Source organism: Pseudomonas palleroniana (assembly GCF_022836895.1).
Lineage (GTDB): Bacteria > Pseudomonadota > Gammaproteobacteria > Pseudomonadales > Pseudomonadaceae > Aquipseudomonas > Aquipseudomonas palleroniana.
In genome coordinates this window covers 2797307-2810499 of record NZ_CP092411.1, presented here as the reverse complement: position 1 = coordinate 2810499, position 13193 = coordinate 2797307, and the positions used below count along the sequence as shown (strand labels likewise).

Below are 13193 nucleotides of genomic sequence, written 5' to 3'. Positions count from 1 at the left end.
GTCTCCCTTCTAAACCAAGCAGGAGCCTATTATGGCGATCTATGAATTACGCGTTTCGGCAGAGGATTTCGAGAACGACGGTAGCAAGGAAATCGTTATGGAAACGTACATTAACGGCGATCTGGATTGGGCGGTTTACACGTCGTCCAGCAAACACGACGGTAACTACGACACCGCCTCGGCGCCGGATGACGTCGACGGCGATGGTGACTACGATGACGATGACAAGGCGCATTACCTCCATGTCGCCAACGCTTTCGCCAAAATGACAGCCTATGCCATGAAGAAACGAAAAAAGGCGAAAAAATAAATATCACCCGGCATGATCAGGTTGCCGTCGATCATGCGCCTCAACCGTTGATGTTTTCCGTAATCTTCTTGCCCATGCTGATCCTCGGTTCCACCCCATACCCCAGCGCCTCGTAGAACCCCACCACCGCATCATTACCGCCGGTGATCTGCAGGTTGATCTTCATGCAGCCCAACGCCGTCAACGCCTGCTCCGCATAACGCACCAGCGACGACCCCAGGCCATGCCGCCGATAGTCCGCGTGCACCGCCACCGAATACAGCCAACCACGATGGCCGTCGTAGCCGGCAAGCACAGTCCCAATCACGGCCTTTTTGTCTGTCGCGACGAAGAACAACCCATCATTGACCGCCAGCTTCTTATCGATCGCCAGGCTCGGCAGGTTATGCGCAGTGTCATAGCCAAACGCCTCCTGCCACAACGCGATCACCTGTGCGCGGTGCTGACGGTCACGGTACAGCCCGATGGGGTGGCGTGATAACAGGGTTTTCTCCATCACCAGCGTGCGCTCGTTGCCGTGGTAAACGTCGCGCACCGTATGAAACCCCAGCTTGGTGTAGAACGGCTCGGCGGTCAGCGAGGACGGCACGCTCAGGGTCGTCACCCCGGCTTCGCGGGCACGCAGTTCGATTTCAATCATCAATAGCCGGCCAATCCCCTGCCCTTGCAGTGCCGGGTTGACGAACACCGAGCGCACCACATTGGCGTCGAGGGCAGCGGTGGCGACGATCATTTGATCCTGGACCGCCACCAGCACCACGCGGCGCTTGAGCAGCTCCAGCACGGCATCCGGTGTGAAGTTGCTCGCCACGCGGGCGATCACATCCGCCGGGTAATCCCGTGCATTGCTGCTGTGCAAGGCGGCGAGGATGACCTGGCTGATGCCTTCGGCATCTGAGGCTTGAGCGAGACGAACGGCGGTAGACATGATTCCTCCTGCCTGACACGGCTATGACAGACGCCACAATACCAATGTCGCACCGCCCCTCCCACCGTTTGAGCGCATTTCACTCCAACAGCCGATTCGGCTGCCACACCCCGCCTTTCAGCTTTCCCGGCTGGGCCACCTGGTTGTTTCAGCCGGGATTCACCCAGCACAACGCACAAAATAGCGTCAACGCTCACCCCATGGATTTCGTGCCCCATGCAAACCACCAACACCGTCCTGATGATTCGCCCGGCGCGCTTTGCCTTCAACCCGGACACCGCGATCAACAACCGCTTCCAGCGCCCACCCCTCGACCCGTCAGGCGTGCAGCACAAAGCGCTGGAAGAGTTCGACGGTTATGTCGATACCCTGCGCCGGCATGGCGTGGAGGTACTGGTGGTGCAGGACACGCCGGCGCCCCACACGCCCGACTCGATTTTCCCGAATAACTGGTGGAGCAGCCACGCCGACGGCAGCCTGGTGCTGTACCCGATGGAAGGCCAGAACCGACGACTGGAACGCGACAAGGGTGTGTTGCAAATACTGGAGCAGCGTTTTGCAATCCACCACACCATTGACCTCAGTCACCTGGAACAACAGAACATTTTCCTCGAAGGCACCGGCAGCATGGTGCTCGACCGCCAGCACCGCATCAGCTACGCCTGCCACTCCGGGCGCACGCACCAGGACGCCCTGCGCCAGTTCGCCGAACGCCTCGACTACCGACTGTGCGTGTTCCACGCCGTGGACCGTCACCAGGCGCCGATCTACCACAGCAACGTGATGATGAGCGTCGGTCGCGACCTCTCGGTGGTGTGCCTGCAGGCCCTGCCCGACGCCACTGAACGCCAGGCCCTGGAACGCTCCCTGCGCGACACCGGCAAAGACATCCTCAGCCTCGACTTCGACCAGCTCGAAGCCTTCGCCGGCAACATGCTCGAAGTGCATGACCGTGACGGCCAGCCGCTGCTGGTGATGTCCGCCAGCGCCTGGGGCGCGCTGCAACCGGCACAGCGCCAGCACGTGGAGCGCCACACGCGCCCCGTGGTGGTGAACATCGACAACATCGAACGCATCGGTGGCGGCAGTGCCCGCTGCATGCTGGCGGAAGTGCACTTGCCTGCCCGCCCCTCATTTCAATAAGGAGTCTTGCCATGACCCGTTACATCGACGTCAACGACCTCTGCTACCTGGTCTCGCAGAAGGGCCTGCCCACCTGCATCAGCGAAATGGCCGAGTACATCCGCGCCGACTACCTGCGCTGGCCGGATTTCGAAAAATGCGCACGCCTGGCCAACCACTCGCCGGACGGCGTGATCGAGTTGATGCCGGTGTCCGACGCCTCGCTGTACGCCTTCAAATACGTCAACGGTCACCCGAAAAACACCCTGGCCGGCCTGCTCACGGTGATGGCCTTCGGTGCCCTGGGCGATGTGGATACCGGCCAGCCGGTGCTGCTCGCGGAAATGACCCTGACCACCGCCATCCGCACCGCCGCCACTTCGGCACTGGTGGCGCGCTACCTGGCCCGCGACAACAGCCGCAGCATGGCGTTGATCGGCAACGGCTCACAAAGCGAATTCCAGGCCGTGGCGTTCCACGCCATGCTCGGCATCAATGAAATCCGCCTGTTCGATATCGACGCCCAGGCCACCGCCAAACTCGCCGCCAACCTCAAGGCGTTCCCGGCGATCAAGGTGATCCTGGCCGGCAGCGTGGCCGAAGCGGTCAAAGGTGCGGACATCGTCACCACCGTGACCGCCGACAAGGCCTACGCGACGATTCTCACCGACGACATGATCGAACCGGGCATGCACCTGAATGCCGTGGGCGGCGATTGCCCGGGCAAGACCGAGCTGGACCGACGTATCGTCGAGCGCGCCCGGGTGATCGTCGAGTACGAACCGCAGAGCCGCATCGAAGGCGAAATCCAGCAAATGCCGCAAGATTCGCCGGTCACCGAACTGTGGCAGGTGATCAACGGCCGGCAGCCAGGCCGCGAGAACGCGCGCCAGGTCACCCTGTTCGATTCGGTGGGCTTTGCCATCGAAGACTATTCGGCGCTGCGCTATGTGCTGGATGTGGCCAAGGCCCTGGAGGTTGGCCGTGAACTGGAGCTGGTGCCGGACCTGGCCGACCCGAAAGACCTGTACGCACGGCTGGCCCAACAACCGGCGGCACAGCAGAAAAAGCGCGCCTGAGACCGCTCTGGCCTGCCGCTTCACGCCCGAGGCAGGCCAGAATTTCAGCTTTGACAAGCCGATTCAGCCCGTGCAACAGCCGATTCCGCTGCATTGCACTTTTTAACAGCGCAATTTGCGCTTTATGCAGGGGGTAAACGACACAAAAAACGCACCATCATGGAGCATTCTCTGCGCCGACGAGAAGGATGTTTCAACTTTATGACCGCCCCTGACATCAATTACAAAATATAGGGACTCCACCATGACTTCACTGCGATCACTCTTCGCTGCATTGCTGTTGCCACTGTGCGCCACCGCCGCCCATGCGCAAGATTGGAAAGAAATCCGCTTCGGCGTGTTCCCCGAGTATCCCCCCTTCGAGTCCGTCGCCGCCGACGGCAGCCTGCAAGGTTTCGATATTGAATTGGGCAATGCGATCTGCGCCAAGCTCGAGGTCAAATGCACGTGGGTGCATAACGAATTCGACGGCATGATCCCGGCCCTGCGAGCGCGCAAGTTCGACGCAATCATGTCGTCCATGGCCGTGACCCCGGCCCGCGAGAAGGTCATCGACTTCAGCGACCGGCTGTTCCTCAGCCCGACCTCGGTGATCACGCGCAAAAGCGCCGACTTCGGCGACACCCCGCAATCATTGAAGGGCAAACAAGTGGGCGTGCTGCAGGGCTCGCTGCAGGAAGCCTATGCCCGTGCGCAGTTGGCCAAGCTGGGGGCGCAGATCAAGGCGTACCAGTCCCAGGAGCAGAACTACGCCGACCTGCAAAACGGTCGCCTCGATGCCACCCTGACCGACAAGCTCGAAGCCCAGCTCAACTTCCTGTCCAAGCCCGAAGGCGCCGACTTCAAGACCGGCCCGGCCTTCAAGGACCCGACCCTGCCCCTGGATATCGCCATGGGCCTGCGCAAGAACGATCAGCAGTTGCGTGAGCTGATCAACAAAGGCATCGCCGCGGTGCAGGCTGATGGCACCTATGCGCAAATCCAGAAGAAGTACTTCGGCGATCAGGACATCTACCACGAGTGATGCCAACCCCGACCCTGTGAGAGAAGGCTTATGTGGGAGGGGGCTTGCCCCCGATGAGGACATGCCAGTCGACACATGCATTGACTGACCCACCGCTATCGGGAGCAAGCCCCCTCCCACAGAAGCCCGCTCCCACGAGGGTATGTCCGGGCCCTTTAGAGACCTCCCCCATGAACGAATTCCTCAATCTGCAGGGCTACGGCCCGATGCTGGCTCAAGGCGCGTGGATGACGCTCAAGCTGGCGTTCCTGGCACTGGCCCTGAGCCTCACCCTCGGCCTGATTGCCGCCGGCGCCAAACTGTCCAGCGCCCGATGGCTGCGCGTGCCGGCCACGCTGTACACCACGCTGATCCGCAGCGTGCCGGACCTGGTGCTGATCCTGCTGATTTTCTACAGCTTGCAACTGTGGCTCAACGACCTGAGTGAAGTGTTCGGCTGGGACTACTTGGAAATCGACCCGTTCACCGCCGGGGTGATCACCCTGGGCTTTATCTACGGGGCGTATTTCACCGAAAACTTTCGCGGTGCGATCCTCAGTGTGCCGGTCGGCCAGTTGGAGGCCGCGACCGCCTATGGCTTGAGCCGCTGGCAGCGTTTTCACCTGGTGCTGTTCCCGCAATTGATGCGCTTCGCCCTGCCGGGCCTGGGCAATAACTGGCTGGTGCTGCTCAAATCCACGGCACTGGTGTCGATCATCGGCTTGTCGGATCTGGTCAAGGCCGCCCAGAACGCCGGCAAGACCACTAACGAACCGTTGTATTTCCTGATCCTCGCCGGCCTGGTCTATCTGGTGATCACCACCTTGTCCAACCGCGTCCTCAAGCGCCTCGAACGACGCTATAACCTCGGCATCAAGGGGATGGCACGATGATCGAACTGTTCCAGCAATACGGCCTGGCCTACCTGTTCAGCGATGGCACGGGCCTGTCCGGCGTAGCCATGACCTTGTGGCTGTTTATTGTCTCGGTGGTGCTGGGCTTTGCGCTGTCGATACCCTTGGCACTGGCTCGCGTTTCGGAGCACTGCTGGTTGCGATGGCCGGTGGAGGCCTACACCTACCTGTTTCGCGGCACACCACTGTATATCCAACTGCTGATTTGCTACACCGGGCTGTACAGCCTGGAAGTGGTGCAGGACAACGCGCTGCTCAACCAGTTTTTCCGCAATGCGCTGAACTGCACCCTGCTGGCCTTTGTACTCAACACTTGCGCCTACACCGTGGAAATTTTCGCCGGAGCGATGCGCAATATTCCCTACGGTGAAATCGAAGCGGCGCGCGCCTATGGCCTGCACGGCTGGCGGCTCAATCTGTTTGTGGTGGTGCCGGCGGCATTGCGTCGCGCATTGCCGGCCTACAGCAACGAAATGATCCTGATGCTGCACGCCACCTCTCTGGCGTTCACCGCCACCGTCGCCGACATCCTCAAGGTGGCCCGCGACGCGAATGCCGAGACGTTCCTGACGTTCCAGGCATTCGGCATCGCCGCCCTGCTCTACATGCTGCTGTCCTTTGCACTGGTGGGCCTGTTTCGACTGGCCGAACGTCGCTGGATGCGCTTCCTTGTTTCTACCCGAGGCTAACCCATGAATCAGTCCGCACAGGCCCTGGCCGCTTACCCGCTCGATGTACCCGTTGCCACACCCGCAACCGCGGCTATCAAGCTGCAAGTCGAAGGCATCCACAAACGCTACGGCGAACACGAAGTGCTCAAGGGCGTGTCCCTCAACGCCCGCAACGGCGACGTGATCAGCCTGATCGGCGCCAGCGGCTCGGGCAAGAGCACCCTGCTGCGGTGCGTCAACTTTCTCGAACAGCCGGACGCCGGGGTGATCACCCTGGACGGCATCAGCCTCAAAATGCAGCCCGGCCGCGCCGGCACCCGCGCGCCCCACCCGGCGCAACTGCAAAACCTGCGCACACGCCTGGCCATGGTGTTCCAGCACTTCAATCTGTGGAGCCACATGACGGTGCTGGAGAACATCACCATGGCCCCGCGCCGGGTGCTGGGCGTCAGCGCCGCCGAGGCGCAACAACGCGCGCGTCTGTACCTGGACAAAGTCGGCCTGCCGAGCCGCGTGGCAGATCAATACCCGGCATTTCTGTCGGGTGGCCAGCAGCAACGCGTGGCCATTGCTCGGGCGCTGGCGATGGAGCCCGAGATCATTCTGTTCGATGAACCGACCTCGGCGCTGGACCCAGAACTCGTAGGAGAAGTCCTCAAAGTCATACAGACGTTGGCCGAGGAAGGCCGTACCATGCTGATGGTCACCCACGAAATGGGCTTCGCCCGCCAGGTGTCCAGCCAAGTGCTGTTTTTGCACCAGGGGCGGGTCGAGGAACAAGGCGGAGCCGACATCCTCGATCACCCCAGCAGCGAACGCTTGCAGCAATTTCTTTCCAACCGTTTGAAGTGAACTCATGGATACCAAGGCCAACGGACCCCATTCTTCCCCTGCGCTGGATCGCATCGATGAAGCGATCATCGATGTATTGCGCCACCAGGGGCGCATCACCTACGAAAAGCTCTCGTCGCTGGTGCACCTGACGCCCAGGCCCTGCCTGGAACGGGTGCGCAAGCTGGAGCGACGCGGGGTGATTCGCGGGTACGGGGCGATCATCGATGTACAGATGGTCTCGCCGGGGTTGTCGCTGCTGGTGCTGGTAGCCTTGTCCAACCAAAGCGGGCGCTCGGCGCAGAAGGCGTTCGAGGCCTGCGTCAAAGCCTGCCCGCAGGTGTTCGAATGCCAGTTGATCAGCGGGCCGTTCGACTACAGCCTGCGCATGCGCTGCCGCGATATGGAGCATTACCGGGTGCTGACCGAGACCTGGTTGAACAACGATGAGTTGCACATCGACAAGTTGGTGGCACATCCGGAGTTGGCGGTGGTGAAAAACACCGCCATCGAGCTGACCTGATGTAGTGAGCGGGCTTGTCCTAATCCAGTCAGTTAAGGATTAATGCGGTCACTGTGGGAGGGGGGCTTGCTCCCGATAGCGGTGGGTCAGTCGATAAACTGCTGACTGGCACACCCTCATCGGGAGCAAGCCCCCTCCCACAAGTTATTCATCGTCCGTTCTATCGCTTAACTGACAGGCATTAGGGCTTGCCCCGCGCTGGGGGGGCGAAGCCGCCCCAACAAGGACGCCGTGGTGTTTCAGGAATACCCAGGTGTGCGGATTTGGGGCGGCTGTGCCACCCAGCGCGGGGCAAGCCCGCTCACTACAAGGCAATGCGTTTGCCGGGGCGGGTGCTGATCGGCGCGGCCTGTCCGTCCTTCTGTTTGCCCGTTCGCGCTTCGCTGATCAGTCCCGGTATCAATTTGCCCTCCGGCAGGTTCTTCCAGAACCGACTCGGCAAGTGCCCTTCCATGACTTTGGGGTTCAAGCGCGCCGGGTTGAAGATATGGCTGTAGTAGGTCAGCCACATGTCGCTGTGCGGGTCTTCGACAGTCTGCGCCAGTTGCCGCCACGCCTCGGGGCATTCGCGTTGATGAATCAACTGCTCGCCGTCGTAGTACACCCCGTCCAGAGGCGTGGCGATCATCCAGCGATGGCGCCCCATGCGTCCGATAAAATGCTGGCTGGCACTCTCGAGAATGTCATGGGCCGGCTCATGCCAGGCGACGTACTCCGGCAACTGCGGCCCCGCCTCGGCCGGCAGTGCAATGAACCGTACAAAGGCATGCAGGTGATGGGCTTCACGGCTCACCTGCTTGATCCGCCGCTGCAACTCGCTGCCCAACTTGTCCCCCGCCAGCATCGCCGTTCGGTCACCATGGCTGACCCGCCATAGCACTTCGTACAGCAGGCTCCAGCGCTGGTCACCGTGGTAACGGGCCGCCGACTCCAGCAACACCAGCAGTGCCTTGGGAATGCGCGCCTGGAACGGCCCCAGCCCGGCAGGGATCGGTTCATCGGTGGCAAACAGGTCCGCCACCTCTGCCTCGCCCCAGCTCACCTGGCTCGGGTCGACCTGATGGCTGAGCAACCAGCGCGCCTGTTCGCGCCAGGTGCTGAACAGGTTGTCGCATTCCAGGCTGATCATCCCCATAACCCCATTTGTTGCGGCTGCGGACGGTCGCGCAACTGCTCGCGCAGCAGCACACTGCTGCTGTCGGCCTGTTGCGGGTGATAGTCACTGGTGATGAAGAACGGCTTGGCCTTGGCCAGCACGCACCGCATGCGCGCCAGGTCTTCGAAACGGATCTTGCGTTCACGTCGCAAGTCCACCAGGCGCTGGGTGGTGCGCAAGCCAATGCCGGGGATGCGGGCGATCAACGTGGGTTCGGCGCGGTTCAGGTCCAAGGGGAACACTTCGCGGTTGTCCAGGGCCCAGGCCAGCTTGGGGTCGATATCCAACGCCAGGTGGCCTGGGCCTTCAAACAGCTCGTTGGCGCTGAAACCGTAGCTGCGCAACAGGAAGTCGGCCTGGTACAAGCGGTGCTCGCGCATCAGCGGGGGTGCGGCCAGGGGCACGCTTTTCGGGCTGTTGGGAATGGGGCTGAACGCCGAGTAATAAACGCGGCGCAGCTTGAAGTTGCCATACAACGCCTCGGCGCCATGCAGGATGGTGCTGTCGTCAGTGTCATCGGCGCCGACGATCATCTGCGTGCTCTGCCCGGCCGGGGCAAAACGCGGCGCCCGGGGCTCATTGAGGACGGTCTGCTCGCCGGTGTAGATGGTGCGCATCGCCTGCTTGATCGAGCCGATCTGTTTCTCCGGTGCCAGGGTTTGCAGGCTGGCATCGGTGGGCAATTCGATATTCACGCTCAGGCGATCCGCATAGCGCCCCGCTTCGGCGATCAGCGCCGGGTCGGCTTCGGGAATGGTCTTGAGGTGGATATAGCCGCGAAAGTCATGCTCTTCGCGCAGCAGCTTGGCCACGCGCACCAACTGTTCCATGGTGTAGTCGGCCGAACGGATGATGCCGGAGCTGAGAAACAGCCCGCTGACGCAATTGCGCCGGTAGAAGTCCAGGGTCAGGGTGACCACCTCCTCCGGGCTGAAGCGTGCGCGGGGCACGTCGCTGGAGCGGCGGTTGACGCAGTACTGGCAGTCGTAGAGGCAGAAGTTGGTCAGCAACACCTTGAGCAACGACACGCAGCGACCATCCGGGGTGTAGCTGTGGCAGATGCCCATGCCATCGGTGGAACCCAGCCCGGCCTTGCCCTCGGAACTGCGCTTGGGCGCGCCACTGCTGGCGCAGGAAGCGTCGTACTTGGCGGCGTCGGCGAGGATGCTGAGTTTTTCGATCAACTGCATGGAGGGCTACCGATACTGGTTTTTTGTACAGTATCAGGAGCCGGACGGCGTTGCCAGTACCGTCTGTAGGAGCGAGCGTGCTCGCCCCTACGGCAGACGATCAGCTCGCGGTGGCGAGGAGCAGGTCCTGCACCGAACGCCCTGTGCCACGATGGCGGTCATGCTCGAACAACGAGCTCGCAATTTCGTCCGCGCGAATCGGCAGTACCGACAGCAAGGTATCGCTCAAGCCATGGCTGGCCTGGCTGAAGCCCTGGATGTAGACGCCCGCCTTGCAACGTTCATCGGTGATGATGCGGTAATCGCGGGCCACTTCGAAGTCGCCCATATAGGCTTGCAACGGCGCCAACAGTTCGCGGTGTTGCTGGCGCTCATACCCCGTGGCGAGGATGACCGCGTCGTAGTGGTTGACGCTGGTTACGCCGCTGGCGTTGTCGCGCAGGATCAGTTCAATGCCCAGCGCGCTGGCGCTGGCTTTCTCCACCACGGTCAGGGGGCGGAACGCCTGGCGGGCGATGCCGGAGACTTTCTGGCGGTAGAAGATGCCGTAGATACGCTCGATCAGGTCCAGGTCCACCACCGAGTAGTTGGTGTTCTGGTACTCGGCAACCAGCCGCTCGCGTTCGGCACCGACTTGCTGGAACACCAGGTCGGTAAAGGCCGGCGAAAACACTTCGTTTACGAACGGGCTGTCATCGGCGGGCTTGAGTGCCGAACCGCGCAGGATCATGTCGACCTGCACCGACGGGAAGCTGTCGTTCAAGTCGATAAACGCCTCGGCTGCACTCTGGCCACCGCCGATGATCGCAACGCGCATCGCCTTGCCTTCGACACAGGGCTGGGTGGCCATGCGCTCCAGGTAGTGAGAGTGGTGGAACACACGGCCATCATCCTTGAGGCCCTTGAACGCTTCGGGCACGCGCGCGGTGCCACCAGGGCTCACCACCACGTTGCGGGTGGTGCGTACATGCTGCTCGCCCAGCGCATCGCGGGAAATCACACGCAGCGCTTCAACCTGCTGCTGGTGCAGGATCGGCTCGATCGCCAGCACTTCCTCGCCGTAGCGCGCCTGGGCCTGGAACTGCCCGGCGACCCAGCGCAGGTAGTCGTTGTACTCCATGCGGCACGGATAGAAGGTGCCCAGGTTGATGAAATCCACCAAACGGTCGTGGGCTTTCAAGTAATTGACGAAAGAGTAAGGGCTGGTGGGGTTGCGCAAGGTCACCAGGTCTTTGAGGAAGGAGATCTGCAACTCACTCTGGGTGACCAGGGTATTACCGTGCCAGCGATAGTCGGCCTGTTTGTCGAGAAACAGTACGTCCAGTTTGCCCTGGGCCTTTTCGCGCTCCTGCAGGGCGATGGCCAGCGCCAGGTTCGAAGGGCCGAAACCGATACCGATCAGGTCGTGAACCGCAGCCGAAGCAATTGCCTGTGTCATTCCAGTGTCCTCTGGATAAGCCCCTGGCGGTGGGGCGGGAATACCTTCGCGACCCGCACATCAGGTCGTGTGTTGATAGGAAACGAGGACAGTGAAATAAAATTTAACTGATCAGCGATCAGTGTGCTTCCCACTCGCGCATTCGCACCCGGCAATGCTTCATGGCATTGACGATGTGCTTTTCCACCAGGGCGCGGGAAATGTTCAGGCGCTCGGCGATTTGCAGGTGAGACAAGCCGTCGAGTTTGCGCAGCAGGAAGCTGTCGCGGCAGGCGGCCGGCAATTCGGCCAGGGCACGCTCGAGCATTTCCAGGCGTTGCCCGCGGTCGTGACTGATGTGCGGCGAGTCCGTGGCGAAACGCTCTTCGCTGTCCAGCACCTCCAGGGGTTCGGCCTGACGCAGGGCATTGCGTCGATGGCCGTCGATCACCAGGTTCAGTGCCGTGCGGTACAGAAACGCGCGCGGCTGCTCGATCGGCGTGTCACTGGAGCGTTCCAACACCCGGACATACGCGTCATGCACCACATCCTCGGCCACCTGGCGGTTGCCCAGCTTGGCGTTGAGGAAACACACCAGCTCGCGATAGTAGTTTTCCAACATGACTCCCGACAGACCCGTGGCGGCATTAGGTGCGCGCACCGGCAAGTGCGACTGTTCAGTGATAGCAGTTTGAGAGCGTGCAATTTATAGTAATTCTCATCTACTTTTAAACAGCTCTCGCCTCAACGGTCATTTTTTTTCTTCACCGAACCTGTAACTGCTTGTGTAACCGGCTAAATCTCCGGCCAATTTCCTCGTTTAACTGTCAGCTCTGCGCGACTGCGCCCCGATCTTGACTGGCTGGAACACAAGCATGAAACGCCCTCGACCTGCCCGACGCGCCCTGCTTATCGCAGCGTGCCTGATTCCCATCATCGCGGCCGCAGCCTGGCAGGCCCTTCCCCCGGGCCGTGACACTTACGCGACCGTCACCGTCACCCGCGGCAGTATCGAAAACAGCGTCACCGCCCTCGGCACCTTGCAACCCCGGCGCTATGTCGACGTTGGCGCCCAGGCTTCCGGGCAGATCCAGAAGATCCACGTAGAAGCCGGTGATCAGGTCAAGGCCGGCCAACTGCTGGTGGAGATCGACCCGTCCACGCAAAAAGCCAAGCTCGATGCCAGCCGCTACGCCATCGAAAACCTCAAGGCCCAGTTGCAGGAACAAACAGCCCAGCATGCCCTGGCACGCCAGAAGTACCAGCGTCAGCAACGCCTGGCCGCCGGCAACGCCACCCGTGAGGAAGATGTGCAAACCGCCCAGGCCGAACTGAGTGCCACCCAGGCGCGGGTCGAGATGTTCCAGGCACAGATTCGCCAGGCCCAGGCCAGCCTGCGCAGCGACGAAGCCGAGTTGGGTTACACGCGGATCTTCGCGCCGATGGATGGCACCGTGGTCGCCGTGGACGCACGCGTCGGCCAGACGCTCAATGCCCAGCAACAAACACCCTTGATCCTGCGGATCGCCAAGCTGTCGCCGATGACGGTGTGGGCTGAGGTTTCAGAAGCCGACATCGGCCACGTCAAGCCCGGCATGACGGCCTACTTCACCACGCTGAGCGGCGGCAATCGACGCTGGACCAGCACCGTGCGACAGATCCTGCCGATCCCGCCCAAGCCCCTCAATGAGACCAGCCAGGGCGGTGGCAGCCCCAGCAGCACGAGCAAAAGCGGGAGTGGCCGTGTGGTGCTGTATACCGTGCTGCTGGATGTGGACAACGCCGACAACGCGCTGATGGCCGAGATGACCGCCCAGGTATTTTTCGTCGCCGGCCAAGTCAAGGATGCGCTGACCGTGCCCGTCGCCGCCCTGCAAGGCACCGCCAGTGCCGACCGGCAGATCGCCCGAGTCGTGGCGAAAAACGGCGCTATCGAAGACCGCGAAGTCCGCCTGGGCATCAGCGACCGCCTGCGTGTCGAGGTGCTGGACGGCTTGCGCGAAGGCGAGCACCTGTTGATCGGCCCGGCCGACGGCAACGGGGGCTGAG

General features: G+C 61.8%; 14 protein-coding genes. 9 read left to right on the top strand and 5 right to left on the bottom strand.

Annotated features, from left to right (window positions below):
* Window positions 1-31: 31 nt before the first annotated feature.
* Window positions 32-310 carry a hypothetical protein gene (locus tag MJP36_RS12865; RefSeq protein ID WP_244385484.1) on the top strand — a complete coding sequence of 93 codons (279 nt, stop codon included), beginning with the start codon at window positions 32-34 and terminating at the stop codon, window positions 308-310.
* Between the two features lie 40 nt (window positions 311-350).
* Here the strand turns inward: MJP36_RS12865 and MJP36_RS12860 are convergent, their stop codons facing one another.
* A complete protein-coding gene (locus MJP36_RS12860) occupies window positions 351-1238 on the bottom strand; it encodes a GNAT family acetyltransferase (protein ID WP_161549232.1) in 888 nt (295 codons plus the stop codon).
* A gap of 216 nt (window positions 1239-1454) precedes the next feature.
* Between MJP36_RS12860 and ctlX the strand changes: the two genes are divergently transcribed.
* The 7 genes from ctlX (at window position 1455) to MJP36_RS12825 (ending at window position 7381) form a co-directional block, all read left to right on the top strand.
* Window positions 1455-2381 carry a citrulline utilization hydrolase CtlX gene (ctlX, locus tag MJP36_RS12855; RefSeq protein ID WP_104994232.1) on the top strand — a complete coding sequence of 309 codons (927 nt, stop codon included), beginning with the start codon at window positions 1455-1457 and terminating at the stop codon, window positions 2379-2381.
* An 11-nt stretch (window positions 2382-2392) separates the two neighbouring features.
* Window positions 2393-3439, top strand: a complete 1047-nt coding sequence (locus tag MJP36_RS12850; RefSeq protein ID WP_244385483.1) for an ornithine cyclodeaminase — start codon at window positions 2393-2395, stop codon at window positions 3437-3439.
* Window positions 3440-3683: 244 nt separating this feature from the next.
* The gene (locus MJP36_RS12845) at window positions 3684-4463 is read left to right on the top strand and encodes an ABC transporter substrate-binding protein (protein WP_060756814.1); all 780 of its coding nucleotides are present in this window, start codon (window positions 3684-3686) and stop codon (window positions 4461-4463) included.
* Window positions 4464-4633: 170 nt separating this feature from the next.
* The gene (locus MJP36_RS12840) at window positions 4634-5335 is read left to right on the top strand and encodes an ABC transporter permease (RefSeq protein WP_244385482.1); all 702 of its coding nucleotides are present in this window, start codon (window positions 4634-4636) and stop codon (window positions 5333-5335) included.
* Window positions 5332-6045: an ABC transporter permease gene (locus MJP36_RS12835; RefSeq protein ID WP_244385481.1), complete on the top strand. Its 714-nt coding sequence runs from the start codon at window positions 5332-5334 to the stop codon at window positions 6043-6045. The genes MJP36_RS12840 and MJP36_RS12835 overlap by 4 nt, the downstream gene beginning before the upstream one ends.
* Window positions 6046-6048: 3 nt before the next feature.
* On the top strand, window positions 6049-6879 hold the full coding sequence (locus tag MJP36_RS12830; RefSeq protein ID WP_178126877.1) for an ABC transporter ATP-binding protein: 831 nt from the start codon (window positions 6049-6051) through the stop codon (window positions 6877-6879).
* 4 nt (window positions 6880-6883) lie between these two features.
* On the top strand, window positions 6884-7381 hold the full coding sequence (locus tag MJP36_RS12825) for an Lrp/AsnC family transcriptional regulator (protein ID WP_060756818.1): 498 nt from the start codon (window positions 6884-6886) through the stop codon (window positions 7379-7381).
* Between the two features lie 304 nt (window positions 7382-7685).
* Here the strand turns inward: MJP36_RS12825 and MJP36_RS12820 are convergent, their stop codons facing one another.
* The 4 genes from MJP36_RS12820 to MJP36_RS12805 all read right to left on the bottom strand — a co-directional run bounded on the left by MJP36_RS12820 (window position 7686) and on the right by MJP36_RS12805 (window position 11766).
* On the bottom strand, window positions 7686-8510 hold the full coding sequence (locus MJP36_RS12820; RefSeq protein ID WP_060756819.1) for a TIGR03915 family putative DNA repair protein: 825 nt from the start codon (window positions 8508-8510) through the stop codon (window positions 7686-7688).
* Window positions 8507-9727 carry a putative DNA modification/repair radical SAM protein gene (locus MJP36_RS12815; RefSeq protein ID WP_060756820.1) on the bottom strand — a complete coding sequence of 407 codons (1221 nt, stop codon included), beginning with the start codon at window positions 9725-9727 and terminating at the stop codon, window positions 8507-8509. Before MJP36_RS12815 ends, MJP36_RS12820 begins: the two co-directional genes overlap by 4 nt.
* Before the next feature lie 100 nt (window positions 9728-9827).
* Window positions 9828-11165, bottom strand: a complete 1338-nt coding sequence (locus MJP36_RS12810; protein WP_244385480.1) for a lysine N(6)-hydroxylase/L-ornithine N(5)-oxygenase family protein — start codon at window positions 11163-11165, stop codon at window positions 9828-9830.
* Window positions 11166-11283: 118 nt separating this feature from the next.
* On the bottom strand, window positions 11284-11766 hold the full coding sequence (locus tag MJP36_RS12805; RefSeq protein ID WP_090369987.1) for a sigma-70 family RNA polymerase sigma factor: 483 nt from the start codon (window positions 11764-11766) through the stop codon (window positions 11284-11286).
* Window positions 11767-12019: 253 nt separating this feature from the next.
* Here MJP36_RS12805 and MJP36_RS12800 point away from each other — a divergent pair, with 253 nt between their 5' ends.
* Window positions 12020-13192 (top strand): efflux RND transporter periplasmic adaptor subunit, encoded by a 1173-nt coding sequence (locus MJP36_RS12800; protein ID WP_060756823.1) that lies wholly within the window; start codon window positions 12020-12022, stop codon window positions 13190-13192.
* Window position 13193 lies beyond the last annotated feature (1 nt).